14 protein-coding genes and 1 pseudogene are annotated in these 14,887 nt (G+C 73.8%); 7 read left to right on the top strand and 8 right to left on the bottom strand.

Features of this window, described 5'->3' with window-relative positions:
- Complete coding sequence (locus ACFZBB_RS18305; RefSeq protein WP_391123444.1) at positions 1 to 1,467, bottom strand: aminotransferase class I/II-fold pyridoxal phosphate-dependent enzyme; 1,467 nt, start codon at positions 1,465 to 1,467, stop codon at positions 1 to 3.
- A 49-nt stretch (positions 1,468 to 1,516) separates the two neighbouring features.
- Between ACFZBB_RS18305 and ACFZBB_RS18300 the strand changes: the two genes are divergently transcribed.
- On the top strand, positions 1,517 to 1,999 hold the full coding sequence (locus ACFZBB_RS18300) for a carboxymuconolactone decarboxylase family protein (protein WP_391123442.1): 483 nt from the start codon (positions 1,517 to 1,519) through the stop codon (positions 1,997 to 1,999).
- A 201-nt stretch (positions 2,000 to 2,200) separates the two neighbouring features.
- Here ACFZBB_RS18300 and hemC read toward each other — a convergent pair whose 3' ends face one another.
- The 4 genes from hemC to trpS all read right to left on the bottom strand — a co-directional run bounded on the left by hemC (position 2,201) and on the right by trpS (position 5,817).
- Entirely contained in the window at positions 2,201 to 3,139 is a 939-nt protein-coding gene (gene hemC, locus ACFZBB_RS18295) for a hydroxymethylbilane synthase (RefSeq protein ID WP_391123950.1), read from the bottom strand.
- Between the two features lie 146 nt (positions 3,140 to 3,285).
- Positions 3,286 to 3,915, bottom strand: coding sequence for an LUD domain-containing protein (locus ACFZBB_RS18290; protein WP_391123440.1), 630 nt, complete (start codon positions 3,913 to 3,915; stop codon positions 3,286 to 3,288).
- Positions 3,916 to 4,086: 171 nt separating this feature from the next.
- The gene (locus ACFZBB_RS18285; protein ID WP_391123437.1) at positions 4,087 to 4,668 is read right to left on the bottom strand and encodes a 2'-5' RNA ligase family protein; all 582 of its coding nucleotides are present in this window, start codon (positions 4,666 to 4,668) and stop codon (positions 4,087 to 4,089) included.
- 135 nt (positions 4,669 to 4,803) lie between these two features.
- Positions 4,804 to 5,817, bottom strand: a complete 1,014-nt coding sequence (trpS, locus tag ACFZBB_RS18280; RefSeq protein ID WP_391123435.1) for a tryptophan--tRNA ligase — start codon at positions 5,815 to 5,817, stop codon at positions 4,804 to 4,806.
- Positions 5,818 to 5,981: 164 nt separating this feature from the next.
- Here trpS and rocD point away from each other — a divergent pair, with 164 nt between their 5' ends.
- Positions 5,982 to 7,226 carry an ornithine--oxo-acid transaminase gene (gene rocD, locus ACFZBB_RS18275; protein ID WP_391123433.1) on the top strand — a complete coding sequence of 415 codons (1,245 nt, stop codon included), beginning with the start codon at positions 5,982 to 5,984 and terminating at the stop codon, positions 7,224 to 7,226.
- A gap of 378 nt (positions 7,227 to 7,604) precedes the next feature.
- Entirely contained in the window at positions 7,605 to 8,489 is an 885-nt protein-coding gene (locus ACFZBB_RS18270; protein WP_391123948.1) for a hypothetical protein, read from the top strand.
- A gap of 16 nt (positions 8,490 to 8,505) precedes the next feature.
- Here the strand turns inward: ACFZBB_RS18270 and ACFZBB_RS18265 are convergent, their stop codons facing one another.
- From ACFZBB_RS18265 to ACFZBB_RS18255, 3 genes are all read right to left on the bottom strand, one after another.
- The gene (locus ACFZBB_RS18265) at positions 8,506 to 9,258 is read right to left on the bottom strand and encodes a hypothetical protein (RefSeq protein WP_391123431.1); all 753 of its coding nucleotides are present in this window, start codon (positions 9,256 to 9,258) and stop codon (positions 8,506 to 8,508) included.
- 93 nt (positions 9,259 to 9,351) lie between these two features.
- Positions 9,352 to 10,107, bottom strand: a complete 756-nt coding sequence (locus ACFZBB_RS18260) for a decaprenylphospho-beta-D-erythro-pentofuranosid-2-ulose 2-reductase (protein WP_391123429.1) — start codon at positions 10,105 to 10,107, stop codon at positions 9,352 to 9,354.
- A 26-nt stretch (positions 10,108 to 10,133) separates the two neighbouring features.
- Entirely contained in the window at positions 10,134 to 11,630 is a 1,497-nt protein-coding gene (locus tag ACFZBB_RS18255; protein WP_391123427.1) for an FAD-binding protein, read from the bottom strand.
- 224 nt (positions 11,631 to 11,854) lie between these two features.
- On the opposite strand from ACFZBB_RS18255, the gene ACFZBB_RS18250 reads away from it, so the two are divergent.
- The 4 genes and pseudogenes from ACFZBB_RS18250 to ACFZBB_RS18235 form a co-directional block, all read left to right on the top strand.
- Positions 11,855 to 12,400 (top strand): phosphatase PAP2 family protein, encoded by a 546-nt coding sequence (locus ACFZBB_RS18250; RefSeq protein WP_391123425.1) that lies wholly within the window; start codon positions 11,855 to 11,857, stop codon positions 12,398 to 12,400.
- Complete coding sequence (locus ACFZBB_RS18245) at positions 12,397 to 13,470, top strand: decaprenyl-phosphate phosphoribosyltransferase (RefSeq protein ID WP_391123423.1); 1,074 nt, start codon at positions 12,397 to 12,399, stop codon at positions 13,468 to 13,470. The genes ACFZBB_RS18250 and ACFZBB_RS18245 overlap by 4 nt, the downstream gene beginning before the upstream one ends.
- On the top strand, positions 13,467 to 13,907 hold the full coding sequence (locus tag ACFZBB_RS18240; RefSeq protein WP_391123421.1) for a GtrA family protein: 441 nt from the start codon (positions 13,467 to 13,469) through the stop codon (positions 13,905 to 13,907). Before ACFZBB_RS18245 ends, ACFZBB_RS18240 begins: the two co-directional genes overlap by 4 nt.
- Before the next feature lie 10 nt (positions 13,908 to 13,917).
- Positions 13,918 to 14,694, top strand: a pseudogene (locus ACFZBB_RS18235) (YihY/virulence factor BrkB family protein); the annotation flags it as partial.
- Between the last annotated feature and the right edge of the window lie 193 nt (positions 14,695 to 14,887).

Below are 14,887 nucleotides of genomic sequence, written 5' to 3'. Positions count from 1 at the left end.
TTACCCGGGCGCCAGGACCTCGCAGAGGCGGGAGAGGGCTCCGGAGAAGGCGTGGTCGGGGGGTGTGGCGTAGCCGATGACGAGGGAAGTGGGGGCGTGGGCGGTGGGGGCGCCGTAGACGGGGAGGCCGCTGAGGGCCAGGCCGAGGGCGTGGGCGCGGTCCACGAGGGCTTGCAACGGGCCGGTCTCCGGCGGGAGTTCGAGTACGGCGTGCAGGCCCGCGGCGATGCCGGAGACGCGGACGTGGGGGGCGTGTTCGGCCAGGGCCGCCACCAGGCGGTCGCGGCGGGCGCGGTAGTGCAGGCGCATGCGGCGTACGTGGCGGTCGTACGCGCCCGATCCGATGAACTCGGCGAGGGTCAACTGGTCGAGCACCGGCGAGTGGTGGTCGGCCATCCGCTTCTCGCGCACGACCGCGTCCAGCAGATGCGGGGGCAGCGCGAGCCACGCCAGCCGCAGGCCCGGCGCGAGGCTCTTGCTCGCCGTGCCCGCGTACACGACGTGTCCGGGCGCGAGTCCCTGGAGGGCGCCGACGGGCTGCCGGTCGTAGCGGAACTCCCCGTCGTAGTCGTCCTCCAGGATCACCGCGCCAGTGCTCCGCGCCCACCCCGTGACGGCCGTCCGGCGTCCGGGGGACAGCGGCACACCGGTCGGGAACTGGTGCGCGGGGGTCAGCAGCACCGCCTGCGCCGAGCCGTCCAGGCGGTCCACCCGCGCCCCGTCGCCGTCCACGTCCAGCGGCACCGTCTCAAGTCCCGCCGTGCGCAGCAGCGTTCGCGTGTCGGGGAAGCCCAGCGCCTCGACGGCGATCCGGCGGGCGCCCCGGCCGTACAGCGCGCGGGCCAGCAGACCGACGCCCTGCACGTACCCCGTGCAGATCATCAGGTGCTCCGGGTCGGTCCGCACCCCGCGCACCCGCGCGAGATACGTGCTCAGCGCCGCCCGCAACTCCGGCCGCCCGCGCGGGTCGGTGTACCCGAACGCCTCGTTCGGCGCCGCCGCCAGCGCCCGCCGCGCCGCCGCCGACCACGCGGCGCGCGGAAAGGACGACAGGTCGGGCGAGCCGGGCCACAGGCTGTACGGGAGGCCGGTCGCGTTGTCCGGCACCAGCTCGGCCGGGGTGACGGGCGTACGGCGTACGGGGGCGCTCTGCGCCCGGCCGGGGATCGCGGCCGGGCGCGGCGCCACCGTCGTGCCCGAGCCCTGCCGCGCGGTCAGCCAGCCCTCGGCGACGAGCTGCGCGTACGCGTCCGCGACCGTATTGCGCGCGAGGCCCAGATCCCCGGCCAGCACCCGGCTGGACGGCAGGCGGGTACCGGGGGAGAGGCGGCCGTCGCGCACGGCCTCGCGCAGGGCCCGCTCAAGACCGGCCCGCGCGCCGCCGCCCGCCGCGGTCCGCGCGGCGGGGAGGTCGAGCAGCAGGTCGTAGTCGGCGGCGCGCTCACCGCGAGTGGCCCAGTCGTTCATGCTCCAAGTGGACCACGGTACGGAGCCACTTTCCTCCTACGGTGGAGGCATGACGACGACGACCGACGACACCGCTACCGTTCCCGCGCCCGCGCGCCGGATCGACCTCAACGACAAGGCCCCCGACTTCTACGCGGCCATGGCCGCCCTCGACAAGGCCGCCGCCCGCGGCCTCGACCCCGCAGTCCGCGAACTCGTCCGGGTCCGCGTCTCCCAGCTCAACGGCTGCGCCTACTGCGTCGACAAGCACAGCGCCGACGCCCGCGCCCTCGGCATCACCGAGCAGAAGCTGTACGGCGTCACCGTCTGGCGCGAGACGCCCTTCTTCACCGCCCGCGAGCGCGCCGCCCTCGCCCTGGCCGAGGCCGTCACCCACCTCGGTGACCACGGCGTCCCCGACGCCACCTTCGACGAGGCCGCCCGGCTCTTCGACGCCGACGAGTTCCCCCGCCTCCTGGCCATGTGCGTCACCATGAACGCCTGGAACCGGATCGGCGTCTCCTGCCGGATGTCCCCGGCGGTCCGCGCGTAAGCCGCGGTACGGCTGCCGGTCAGGTCACGCGCCGGGTGGCGGTGCGGCTGCCGGTCAGGTCACGCGTCCGGGTGGCGGTACGGCTGCCGGTCAGGTCACGCGTCCGGGTGGCGGTACGGCTGCCGGTCAGGTCACGCGCCGGGCGGCGGTACGGCTGCCGGTCAGGTCACGCGCCGGGCGGCGGTACGGCTGCCGGTCAGGTCACGCGTCCGGGTGGCGCGCCGCGTCGAGCAGGGAATTCGCGCCCCGCGCGACGAGTTCCGCGGCCAATTCCTTTCCGAGCCTTTCCGGCTGCTGCGCCGGACCGCTGACGGCGGCGGAAATCTGCGTCCTGCCGTCGAGAGACGTGACCTGTCCGAACAGCCGCAGATTTCCGGCCGGGTCCAATTCGGCGTAACCCCCGACCGGAACGCTGCACCCGCCGTGCAATTCGGCGAGGAACGCGCGTTCGGCGCGGACCCGCGCGTCGACGGAGGCGTCACCGGCGCAGGCGAGCAGGTCGCGTACGGCGGTGTCGTCCGCGCGGATCTGGATGCCGAGGGCGCCCTGGCCCGGACTCGGCGGGAAGAGGTCGAGCGGCAGCACCTCGCTCACGGCGCCGTCGAGACCGAGCCGGCGCAGGCCCGCCAGGGCCAGCACGACCGCGTCCAGCCCCTCGGTCGCCAGCTTCTCCAGGCGCGGCGGTACGTTGCCGCGAATCGGCACGATCCGCACGTCAGGGCGTACGGCGAGGAGCTGGCCGGTCCGGCGGGCCGCCCCCGTACCGACCCTGGCCCCCTCCGGCAGCCCGGCGAGCGTCGCCCCGCACAGCGCGTCGGCCACGTCCTCCCGCCCCGGCGGCGGCAACAGCGTCAGGCCCGGCGGATTCGACGTCGGCAGGTCCTTGAGGGAGTGGACGACCACGTCCACGTCACCGCGCGCCAGCGCGGCCTCCTGCTCCGTGCTGAACGCCGAGCCGCCGCTCACCGCCGACACGTCGGCCAGCGGTGAGCGCCGGTCGCGGTCGCCGCCCTCGACGATCACCCGATGCGTGAAGGTCACCTCGGGAAACCACTCCCTCAACGGCGCCAGATATTCACGCACTTGCGCCCTGGCGAGGTCGCTCCCGCGTGATCCGACAATGCAACGGCCCTGCTTCACATTCGCCAATTGCCCATGCCTCCAAGCGTTTCCGCTTCACCCTAAACCCGGCCGCCACCTCCTTTTGCAAACACGATGTCGGCAATACCGCGCGGCAGTGGGCCGACCGTGGACCGGCAGTGGACCGGCAGTGAACCGGCCGTGCCTCAGAAGCCGATGGGCTCGCGGAGCAGCAGTACGGTGCCGCGCCCCGGCACGTACTCCGCGTTGAGGACCAGGAGGCGGTTCACGGTGCTCGGCCAGCCGTGCACCTCCATGGTCCTGGCGTTCTCCAGCGGCAGGCAGTGCTCCTCCACCCGGCGCAGCGCCGTCTCCAGGTCCGGCACGACCTTCTGCGCGCCCACCACCCAGATCGCGCGCCCCGCCCCGCCCGCGTACCCGGGCAACTGGCTCCCGCTGCCCGACGCGATCACCAGCGACCCCGTCTCGGTGACGGCGGCGACGCTCCCGACGCTGACGTCCGGACCGGCCAGCGCCCGCCGGATCGCGTCCGCCTCGCTCGCCCGGTCCATGGCCAGCACGCGCGGCTTGACCGCCTCGTACCGCCCGCTCCCGTTGATGTCCTCCTCGATCCCGGACAGCCGCAGCGTCTCGCTGGCCCCGGTGAACACGCTCGCGCCCGGCGGGATCAGCTCGCCCACCCGGACCCGCGCGGCGGCCACGTCATCGAGGATCTCCGCGTCGAAGCCGTGCAGCACCAGAGCCTCCGCCGCCCGCTCCAGCCGCTCCGCCGCCACCGCTTCCGTGAACGTGACGGCCGATGTCCGCGTACCCATGATCACTCCCGGCTTTCTGCCCGACCCGACGAATCAGCGCACCGTCCGTGGGTGGGCGGTGCGCTGATGTGTCGCACGGAAGCGGCCGAATGTGACCGATGGGGCCGGCTCGCGGCCGGCTCGCGGCCGAAGCACGGCAGGAGTCGCGGCCGAGTCGACCCCGCAGCGCCGTTACAGCCGCGTCGCGGCCTTGGCGGACTGCTGGTGGGGGACGGCCGAGAGGCCCTCGCGGCCGAAGGGGTACTCGCGCATCTTGCGCCAGACGCCGTCCTCGCCCTGCTCGTAGAGGGCGAAGCTGATCGCGGTCCAGGCGGCGGAGAAGGTGGCGAGCTCGGACTGGGCCAGGTCCATGGCGGTGTCGGGGATGCCGTGGGCGACCGTGACGTGCGGGTGGTACGGGAACTGGAGCTCACGGGAGACGGGTCCCGAGCGGACCTGCTCCTGGAGCTGGGCGCAGGCGTCGCCGCCGTCGGCGAGGCGGACGTAGACCACGGGGGAGAGCGGCCGGAAGGTGTCCGTGCCGTGCAGCCGCATCAGGAAGGGGCGGCCGTCGGCGGCGACCTGCGCGAGGTGGCGGCGCAGCGCAGGAAGCGTGTCGCAGTCGACCTCGGTGGGCGGCAGCAGCGTGACGTGGGTGGGGATCGCGTACGCCGCCGGATCGCCGAAACCGGCGCGCCGCTCCTGGAGCAGGCGCCCGTACGGCTCCGGGACCGCGATGGACACGCCGATCGTGGTGGTCGTGGAGGTTCCCACTGCGCTCACCCCTTTCCCCGTTCAGCCGGCCGCGTGGTCACCCCCGCGCGATGACCCCGCATGGTCATACAGCCATCATGCGGGACAATCATGCGAGAGCAGAAAAATCGTCCTCGGTACCGCCCCGTACCGTACTCAGTGCTTGGCGGGCAGGAACCCGACCCGGTCGTACGCCCCGGCCAGCGTCTCCGCCGCCACGGCGCGCGCCTTCTCGGCACCTTTCGCCAGCACCGCGTCCAACGTCTCCGGGTCCCCCAAATACTCCTGCGTACGCTCACGGAACGGTGTGACCCACTCCACGAAGATCTCCGCGAGGTCGGTCTTCAGCGCACCGTAGCCCTTGCCCTCGTACCGCTCCTCGAGTTCCGGAATTCCGGTACCGGTGAGCGCGGAGTGAATCGTGAGCAGGTTGCTGATGCCCGGCTTGTCTTTTTCGTCATATTTGACGACCGTGCCGGTGTCCGTCACCGCGCTGCGGAACTTCTTCGCCGACGTCTTCGGCTCGTCCAGCAGATTGACCAGGCCCTTCGGCGACGCCGCCGACTTGCTCATCTTGGCCGTCGGGTCCTGGAGGTCGTAGATCTTCGCGACCTCCCGCACGATGTGCGGCGCCGGGACGGTGAAGGTCGGGCCGAAGCGCGTGTTGAACCGCTCCGCCAGGTCCCGGGTCAGCTCGATGTGCTGCCGCTGGTCCTCGCCGACCGGCACCGCGTCCGCCTGGTACAGCAGGATGTCCGCGACCTGGAGGATCGGATACGTGAACAGGCCGACCGTCGAGCGGTCCGCGCCCTGCTTGGCCGACTTGTCCTTGAACTGCGTCATCCGGGACGCCTCACCGAAGCCGGTCAGGCAGTTCATCACCCAGCCGAGCTGGGCGTGCTCGGGCACATGGCTCTGGATGAACAGCGTGCAGCGGTCCGGGTCGAGTCCGGCGGCCAGGAGCTGGGCGGCGGCCAGCCGCGTGTTCGCCCGCAGCTCGGCCGGGTCCTGCGGCACGGTGATCGCGTGCAGGTCGACCACCATGTAGAAGGCGTCGTGCGTCTCCTGGAGCGCCACGTACTGGCGGATCGCCCCCAGGTAGTTCCCCAGGTGGAACGAACCGGCGGTGGGCTGGATACCGGAAAGCGCGCGCGGGCGATCTGTTGCCATGTCCATCATTCTCTCAGGTGGTGACCCCGCTCCCATACCCCTGGTGGACACCACTGGCCGCCGTCGGTGAGGTTTCGCCGTGATCGCGGCGAGCGACGATAGAAAAGGGGCGTCACCCCGCCCCTTCGCCCTGGCCTCCGACGTACAACGAACGGAGAACGCACGTGACCACCACCGCAGGTCCTTCCGGCACCGCAGGTACCACCGGCACCACCGGTGCGCGGATCGCCGCCGCCGAGGCGCACAGCGCGCACAATTACCACCCGCTCCCCGTCGTGGTCGCCACGGCCGAAGGCGCGTGGATGACCGACGTCGAGGGCCGCCGTTATCTCGACATGCTCGCGGGCTACTCGGCGCTGAACTTCGGCCACGCCAACCCCCGGCTGATCGCGGCGGCCAAGGCGCAGCTCGACCGGGTCACGCTGACCTCCCGCGCCTTCCACCACGACCGCTTCGCGGACTTTTGTACGCGGCTCGCCGAGCTGTGCGGCATGGAGATGGTGCTGCCGATGAACACCGGCGCCGAAGCGGTGGAGACCGCCGTCAAAACGGCGCGCAAGTGGGGCTACCGGGTCAAGGGCGTACCGGACGGCCGGGCCAAGATCGTCGTCGCGGCCGGCAACTTCCACGGCCGCACCACCACGATCGTCAGCTTCTCCACCGACCCCGAGGCGCGCGCGGACTTCGGCCCGTACACCCCCGGCTTCGTGACCGTCCCCTACGGCGACCTCGCCGCGCTCGAAGCGGCCGTGGACGACGAGACCGTCGCCGTGCTGCTGGAGCCGATCCAGGGCGAGGCGGGCGTCCTCGTGCCGCCGCCCGGCTATCTCGCCGGGGTGCGCCGGGTCACCGCCGAGCGCGGGGCGCTCTTCATCGCCGACGAGATCCAGTCCGGTCTCGGCAGGACCGGCCGCACCTTCGCCTGCGAGCACGAGGACGTCGTCCCCGACATGTACGTCCTCGGCAAGGCGCTCGGCGGCGGCGTCGTGCCCGTCTCGGCCGTGGTCTCCTCCCGCGACGTCCTCGGCGTCTACCGGCCCGGCGAACACGGGTCCACCTTCGGCGGGAACCCGCTGGCCTGCGCCGTCGGGCTCGAAGTCCTCGCCATGCTGCGCACCGGGGAGTACCAGGAGCGTGCCGCCGAACTCGGTGACCACCTGCACCGCGAGCTCTCCCTCCTCACCGGCTCCGGCAAGGTCACCGAGGTGCGCGGGCGCGGGTTGTGGGCCGGGGTCGACATCGACCCCGCCGTGGGGACCGGCCGCGAGATCTCCGAGCGGCTCATGGCGCTCGGGGTTCTCGCCAAGGACACCCACGGCAGCACCATTCGGCTGGCGCCGCCGCTCACCATCTCCAAGGACGACCTCGACTGGGGCCTCACCCAACTCCGCACAGTCCTCTCCGCCTGACCTTCCCCCCTCCCGGCGGGGCGGTCCCCCTGTCCCCGGACCACCCACCGGCGGGCTGTCCCTTCGTCTCCGGACCGCCCGCCGGTGGTGGGTTGCTCGCGTGGTTCCTCCCCCCAACCTTCGCCCGGGAGGTGCTTCTGGCGGGGCGGGCCGTCTTTCGTCCGGGGGTGGGCCGGTTTTTTTAGGGGCGCGGGGCTGTGTCTGATGTGCGGCTGGCGCCGCGTGGGCGCGCTCGGTCACGCGCCCCAGAGGGGCAGTTTGGTTGTCTTCCGGCCACCGGCCGGTGGGAAAGATCGGCTCGCCGTCTGCGGCGGAGGAAGCGTTCGGGGCGGGGCCCGGGGGGCTGGACGCCCTAGAGTCAGGGGCGTGCTTCTGGGAATGGTGTGTGCGCTGGGCGCGGCCGTGTGTTTCGGGGTGGCGTCGGTGCTGCAAGCGGTGGCGGCGCGGGCGGCGGCGGAGCCGGGCGGAGGCGCGCGCTCGGCGGTCGACGCGCGGCTGCTGGGCAGGGCCCTGCGCGAGTGGCGCTACGTGGCGGGCCTGGGCCTCGACGGCGTGGGCTTCGCGCTGGAACTGGTCGCGCTGAGGTCGCTGCCGATCTACGCGGTGGGCGCGGCCCTGGCGGCGAGCCTGGCGGTCACGGCGGTCGCGGCGGCGCGGCTGCTGGACACGCGGCTGTCGCCGCGCGAGTGGGGCGCGGTCGCGGCGGTGTGCGGCGGCCTGGCGCTGCTGGGCATGGCCTCGGGCAGCGAGGGGGCCGGCGCGGACCACGGCGGTACGGCGCTGCGCTGGGGCACGCTGGCCACGGCGCTCGCCGTCCTCGCCGCGGGCACGGCGGCCGGCCGTCTCCCCGAACGCTCCCGCGCGGCGGCGCTGGGCCTCGGCGCGGGCCTCGGCTTCGGCGTGGTCGAGGTCGCCGTCCGCGTCATCGACGGCATGACCCCGGTGGCGCTGCTCACCAACCCGGCCGTGTACGGCCTCCTCGTCGGCGGCGGAGCCGCCTTCCTGCTGCTGACCTCCGCCCTCCAGCGCGGCTCGGTGACGGCCGCCACCGCGGGGATGGTCATCGGCGAGACCGTCGGCCCTGCGCTCGTCGGCGTCCTCGCCCTCGGCGACCGGACCCGCCACGGCTGGGCCCCGGTCGCGGTCGCGGGCTTCGCCCTCGCGGTCGTCGGTGCCCTGGCCCTGGCCCGCTTCGGCGAGGTCGCCCCGCCCGGGGAGGACGCCGAGAAGAAGACGGACGAGGCGACCCCCAGCCGCCTGTGAGCGGGCGTACGGACGCTCAGCCCGCCGCGCGCGGAGTCAGCGGATCCGTCAGCGTACGGAGGTCGATCGCGTTCGCCATCGCGCGGTAACCGGCGTCGTCGGGATGCAGGTGGTCGCCGCTGTCGTAGGCGGGGGACAGGCGGTGCGGCCGGGCGGGGTCGCGCAGCGCGGTGGACAGGTCGAAGACGGCGGCGAAGTCGCCGGGCGCCGAGTAGTACGTGGTCTCGGCGGCCAGCCAGTGCCGCCCCGACGCGCCCGCGTCACCGGGGAAGTAGACGCTGACCAGCAGATTCTCGTCCGCGTTGACGGTCATCGCGAGGGGGTCGGTCGCCGCGTCCCGCCCGGCCGGGATCGTCGTGGCGCCCGCCCCGGAGAACGTCGCGGTGTGATGCGTGCCGGGTACGGCGTCGCCGCCGTGCGCCTGGACGGCCACGTCCACGGCCCCGACCGGCAGCGGCCCGGTCCCGTACCGGTTCGACAGCCGCACCCGTACGCCCGTCCCGCCGATCGTCGGGTGCACGACCATGCGCACCGTGCGGTGGTGGACGCGCTGGCCGCCGCCCGCCAGCGCCGCCGTCCACGCGCCGACCCGGGGGAGCACGGGCCTGGGCGGGGCCGCGCTCTGCACGGCCGACCTGGCGCCGGTACCGGACAGCCCCGCGACGACGAAGACGGAGCTGACGACGAGCGCGAAGGCCACGACCGGCGGGGTCAGCCACCGCAGCCGCCGACCCCGAAGTCCTCTCCCGTCAGCGGGAGTCGCCCCCATGGCCCCCTCCTCCGGAACGCTGTGTCACCGTCTGTGGAGCGTACGACACGGCCGCCCGCCGCCGACGGCGCGCGCCCCGGAGCCGGTACCGGGTCAGACCGGCAGGCGGCGGAAGAGCGGCCTCGGGACGTGCCGCAGGGCCGACATGACGACGCGCAGGGTGCCGGGCACCCAGACCGTTTCGCTGCGGCGGCGCAGCCCGGTCTCGATGGCGACCGCGACGGCCTCGGGGGTGGTGGCCAGCGGGGCCTCTTCGCGACCCGCGGTCATCTTGGTGCGGACGAAGCCGGGACGGACGATCATGACGTGCACGCCGGCCCCGTGCAGGGCGTCGCCGAGGCCCTGGGCGAAGGCGTCGAGCCCGGCCTTGCTGCTGCCGTAGATGAAGTTGGCGCGGCGGGCGCGCTCGCCGGCCACGGAGGACAGCACGACCAGCGAGCCATGGCCCTGCGACTGGAGGGCGCCCGCGCAGACGAGGGAGGCGGAGACGGCGCCGGTGTAGTTGACCTGGGCGACGTGGACGGCCGAGAGCGGTTCCTGCTCGTCGCGGGCCTGGTCGCCGAGGACGCCGAAGGCGAGCAGCACCATGTCGATGTCGCCCTCGGTGAAGAGCTTGCCGAGGACCTCCTCGTGCGAGGCCGGGTCGAGGGCGTCGAAGCCGACCGCGTGGACGTCGGCGCCGAGCGCGCGCAACTGCGTCGCGGCGGCGTCCAGCGCGTCGGAGGGGCGGCCCGCGAGATAGACGGTACGGGTGCGGCGGGCGATGAGGCGGCGGGCGGTGGCCAGCGCGATCTCGGAGGTGCCGCCGAGGATCAGCAGGGACTGGGGGGCGCCGAACGCGTCCTTCACGGGAAGCTCCTTCGAGGCTGTGGCCCTTAGAGGGCCAGGCGGCGGGCGAGGTCGGACGTGATCACGCCGCGCGGGTCGTACGTGGCGCGCAGGGTGCGGAAGTCGTCGAGGCGCGGGTACATCCGGGCCAGGAGCTCGGGCCGCAGCCGCGCGTCCTTGGCGAGGTAGACCCGGCCGCCCGCCTCCGCGACCTCCTCGTCCAGCTCGTCGAGGAACGCGCCGAGGCCGGGGAGCGCGGCGGGGATGTCGAGGGCGAGGGTCCAGCCCGCCATCGGGAAGGAGAGCCAGCCGGGGTCGCCCTCGCCGAAGCGCTTGAGCACGGCGAGGAAGGACGGGCAGCCGCGGGCGCCGATCCGTCCGACGATGCGTCGCAGCGCCTCCTCCTGGCCGTGGCCGACGACGAACTGGTACTGGACGAAGCCGCTGCGGCCGTAGATCCGGTTCCAGTGCGGCAGGCCGTCCAGCGGGTGGAAGAAGGTGGACAGGCGCTGGAGTTCGCCGCGCCGCTCGCGCGGGGCCCTGCGGTACCAGAACTCGTTGAACAGGCCGACGCTGGTACGGCCGAGCAGGCCCTCGGGGACGAAGCGCGGGGCGGCGGGCAGCCGTCCGGGGCGGAAGGCGAGCGGGTCGCGGCGGGCGCGGGACGTGGCGGGCAGCGCGTCGAGCGGGGCGTGGTCGCCGCGGGTGAGCACGGCGCGGCCGGTCTTCGCGCCGCGCGCGAGCAGGTCGATCCAGGCCACCGAGTAGCGGTACGTGTCGTCGGTCGCGGTCAGCCGCGCCATCAGGTCGTCCAGGTCGGTGGCGCGTTCGGTGTCCACGGTCATCAACGACGTCTGGACCGGCAGGAGCTGGAGGGTCGCGGCCAGGATGACGCCGGTCAGGCCCATCCCGCCGGCCGTCGCCCAGAACAGGCCCGGCTCGTCCTCGGGCGTGACCAGCCGGGTCTCGCCGTCGCCGGTGAGCAGTTCGATGGCGCGCACATGGCGGGAGAAGGACCCGGAGCCGTGGTGGTTCTTGCCGTGGATGTCCGCGCCGATCGCGCCGCCGACCGTCACGTAGCGGGTGCCGGGCGTGACGGGGACGAACCAGCCGAGCGGCAGCAGCACCTCCATCAGGCGGTGCAGCGAGACGCCCGCGTCGCACACGACCAGGCCGTTGACGGCGTCGATCTCGTGGACGCGGTCGAGTCCGGTCATGTCCAGGACGGCGCCGCCCGCGTTCTGCGCCGCGTCCCCGTAGGCCCGGCCCAGGCCCCGCGCGATGGCGCCGCGGCCGTCGCTGCCGGTGACCGCCGCGACGGCCGCCTCGTACGTCAGGGGGCGCAGGACGCGGGCGGTGGTGGGGGCGGTGCGGCCCCAGCCGGTGACCGGGCCGACGCGGCTGGGGAGGTCGGCGGGTTCGGAGCCGCGATCGAGGGGGGCGGCGGTGGGGTCGGCCGAGGAGTCGGCGGGGTCGGCCGAGGAGTCGGCGGCGGTGCGGCCCTCGCCGGTGACGGGGACGGTCGTCGCGGAGGGTACAGGCATGCCCGTGACCGTAGCGCCCTGAGTGGTGCGAAAGATCACGAATAGTGCGTTATGCGGCTTTTCTCACTGAAAAGGGTGAGTGGTGGTGCGTGAGGAGCCGTCGCGCACGGTAAGTACTCGGGGTCTAAGTGTGATGACCCGACAATTCGCCCAGGTGGGGCGGCCGGTCGCCCAGCAGTGGCGGCCGAGGGTCACGAGCCGTCGCTGCGAGGGAGTACCGACCAGTGCGCTACCCCGACTCCGCCGCGGAACGCGCGGACCACCACCTGCTGGCCGCGCTGCGCCGCCGCGGCACCGACCCCCGCGTCGCGGGCGCGGCCCGCGCGCTGTCCTGGGCGGGCGAGCACGGCGCGGTCTGGCTGGCCGCCGGTCTCGCCGGCGCCTGCGTCGACCCCGACCGCCGCGGCGCCTGGCTGCGCGCCACCACGCTGGTCGGCGCGGCCCACGCGGCGAGCATGGGCGTCAAACGGGTCGTCCGCCGCCCGCGGCCGGTGCTGCCGGACGCCGAACCGCTGGTCCGCACCGCCGGACGGCACAGCTTCCCCAGCTCGCACGCCGCCTCGGCCGCCGCGGCCGTCGTCGCCTTCGGGGCACTGATGCCCCGCACGCCGTTCGCCGCGCCGCTCCCGCCGCTCGCCGCCGCCATGTGCGTGTCCCGGATGGTCGTCGGCGTCCACTACCCGAGCGACGTGGCCTGCGGCGCGCTGCTCGGCGCCGTCACCGCCCGGCTCGGCCGGAACTGGGCCCTGCGCGGAGGGCGGCCGTCATGACGGAACGCGCCGCCGCGCTCATCGACGACGTACCGGCGACCGCCGTCCCCTCGGCCGGACGCTTCTCGCCCCCGGTCTCCGTACGGGGCCTGCCCGCCGGTCTGGTGCGGACCGCCCGGCCCCGGCAGTGGGTCAAGAACGTCCTCGTGCTGGCCGCGCCGCTGGCCGCCGGGCACCTGCTGTCCGCGCACGCCGTACTCCAGCTCGCCGTCGTCTTCGTGCTCTTCACCGGCTGCTCCGCCGCCGTCTATCTGATCAACGACGCCCGCGACGCCGACGCCGACCGCGCCCACCCCGTCAAGTGCCGCCGCCCGGTGGCCTGCGGACAGGTCCCGGTGCCGGTCGCGTACGCCGCGGGCGGCGCCCTCGCGGTCCTCGCGCCCGCGGCGGCCGGGGTGCTCTGCAACCCGGACACGGCCGGGCTGCTCGCCGGATACGTGGTCATGCAGCTCGCCTACTGCGTGTGGCTCAAGCACATGCTGGTCGTCGACCTCGTCATCGTCACCACCGGCTTCCTGATGCGCGCCATGGCGGGCGGCCTCGCCCTCGGCATCGACCTGTCCCGCTGGTTCCTGATCACCTCGGGCTTCGGCGCGCTGTTCATGGTCGCCGCCAAGCGCTACTCCGAACTCGTCCTGATGTCGCGGCTCGCCGAACGGGCCACGGCGGCGGCCCCCGCGGCCCCGACGGTCGGACCCCAGCCGGACGCCACCGCCGCGGCGGCCCCCGTGCCGCCCGAGGACTCGGAGAGCTCCGAGGTCGGCGCCTCCCGCGCCCTCCTCGGCGCGTACACCACCGGCTACCTGCGCTTCGTCTGGCAGCTCGCGGCGGGCGGCGCCGTACTCGCCTACTGCCTGTGGTCGATGGAGACCGGCGCCTCGCCCAACGGCTGGCTCCCCTGGCGGCAGCTCTCGATGATCCCCTTCATCCTCTCCGTCCTCCGCTACGCCGTCTTCGCCGACGCGGGCTCCGCCGGCGCCCCCGAGGACGTCGTCCTGCGCGACCGCGCCCTGGTCGTCATCGCCCTGGCCTGGGTCGTCCTCTACGTCCTGGCGGCGGTCAACCGGTGAGGGCGCGCTTCCCTCGGGGCCTCAGCTCGGAAGTCCTCGGCTTCGCCCTCGCGGGCGGCGCCGCGTACGCCGCCGACCTCGGGCTGTTCGTCTGGCTGCGCGGCCCCGGCGGGTTCGGGCCGATCGGGGCGAAGGCGCTGTCGTTCCTCGCCGGGTGCACGGTGGCGTATCTCGGGAACGCGCTGGGGACCTACCGGGGCCGGACCCCCGCGGTCGGCAGGGCGCGGCAGTACGGGGTCTTCTTCGCGGTGAACGTGGCGGGAGCGCTTGTGCAGTTGGGCTGTCTGGGCGTATCGCACTACGTGCTCGGGCTGGCCAGCGCGCGCGCCGACGTCGTGTCGGGCGCGGGAGTCGGCATGGCTCTCGCGACCGCGCTGCGCTTCTGGGGGACCCGCACCCTCGTGTTCCGCGGGACTGCGCGGGCCCGGGGAGGGTAGGCCCTGCGTTATGGACTGGTTGACAAGGTTGCCCTGGATCGGCCCGCGCATCGCCGCGGCGATGCGGACACACGGCTGGCGCGCCTTCGCGCACCTCCAGACCGTCCACTGGACGCGGCTGGCCGCCGCGATGACCTTCACCAGCTTCCTCTCGCTCTTCCCGCTGCTCGCGGTCGTCGCGGCGATCGGCGCCGCGCTGCTGTCACAGCATCAGCTCGACACCCTCCAGCACAAGATCTCCGACCAGATCCCCGGCATCGCCGACCAGCTCGACATCAACGGCCTGGTCGCCAACGCCGGGACCATCGGCGGGATCGCCGGTGCCGCGCTGCTCTTCACCGGTATCGGCTGGGTCGGCTCGCTGCGCGACTGCCTGCGCGCGGTCTGGGACAAGGACGACGAGGAGCGCAACCCCGTCGTCGCCAAACTGGTCGACGGCGGCATCCTGCTCGGCCTCGGCGCGGCGGCCCTGCTCTCGCTCGCCGCCTCCGGCTTCGCGACCGCGGCCGTCGACTGGACCGTCCACAAGGCCGGGCTCGCCGACCACGGCCCCGGCCGCGCGCTGCTGACCGTCCTCGGCTTCTGCATCGCCGTCCTGGCCGACTTCCTGATCCTGACCTACCTGCTGACGCTGCTGCCGGGCGTCGAACCGCCGCGCCGCGCCGTGGTCCAGGCGGCGTTCATCGGCGCGGTCGGCTTCGAGCTGCTGAAGGTGCTGCTCAGCGGCTACCTCCAGGGCGTCGCGGGCAAGAGCGTGTACGGCGCCTTCGGTACGCCGGTCGCCCTGCTGCTCTGGATCAACTTCATGGCGAAGCTGCTGCTGTACTGCGCCGCGTGGACGGCGACGCCCAGGCACGCGCCGCCGCCCGAGAAGGACGGTGGGGACGGCGAGGACGGTGGGGACGGCGACGCCGCCGAGGAACCGGTGGAAGCCGTCGAGACCGTGGAGGTCGTCGAGGTGATCGAGGTCCACGGGGCCA

Source organism: Streptomyces sp. NPDC008139 (assembly GCF_042957025.1).
Taxonomy (GTDB): domain Bacteria; phylum Actinomycetota; class Actinomycetes; order Streptomycetales; family Streptomycetaceae; genus Actinacidiphila.
The sequence above is the reverse complement of the archived record's forward strand: the minus strand, read 5'-3'. Positions and strand labels throughout refer to the sequence as shown.

Bases quoted from the DNA above. Each gene is read 5' to 3' on its own strand.
- ACFZBB_RS18305 (WP_391123444.1), bottom strand. From the start codon at position 1,467: ATGAACGACTGGGCCACTCGCGGTGAGCGCGCCGCCGACTACGACCTG.
- ACFZBB_RS18300 (WP_391123442.1), top strand. From the start codon at position 1,517: ATGACGACGACGACCGACGACACCGCTACCGTTCCCGCGCCCGCGCGC.
- ACFZBB_RS18290 (WP_391123440.1), bottom strand. From the start codon at position 3,915: ATGGGTACGCGGACATCGGCCGTCACGTTCACGGAAGCGGTGGCGGCG.
- trpS (WP_391123435.1), bottom strand. From the start codon at position 5,817: ATGGCAACAGATCGCCCGCGCGCGCTTTCCGGTATCCAGCCCACCGCC.
- ACFZBB_RS18270 (WP_391123948.1), top strand. From the start codon at position 7,605: ATGGTGTGTGCGCTGGGCGCGGCCGTGTGTTTCGGGGTGGCGTCGGTG.
- ACFZBB_RS18265 (WP_391123431.1), bottom strand. From the start codon at position 9,258: ATGGGGGCGACTCCCGCTGACGGGAGAGGACTTCGGGGTCGGCGGCTG.
- ACFZBB_RS18255 (WP_391123427.1), bottom strand. From the start codon at position 11,630: ATGCCTGTACCCTCCGCGACGACCGTCCCCGTCACCGGCGAGGGCCGC.
- ACFZBB_RS18245 (WP_391123423.1), top strand. From the start codon at position 12,397: ATGACGGAACGCGCCGCCGCGCTCATCGACGACGTACCGGCGACCGCC.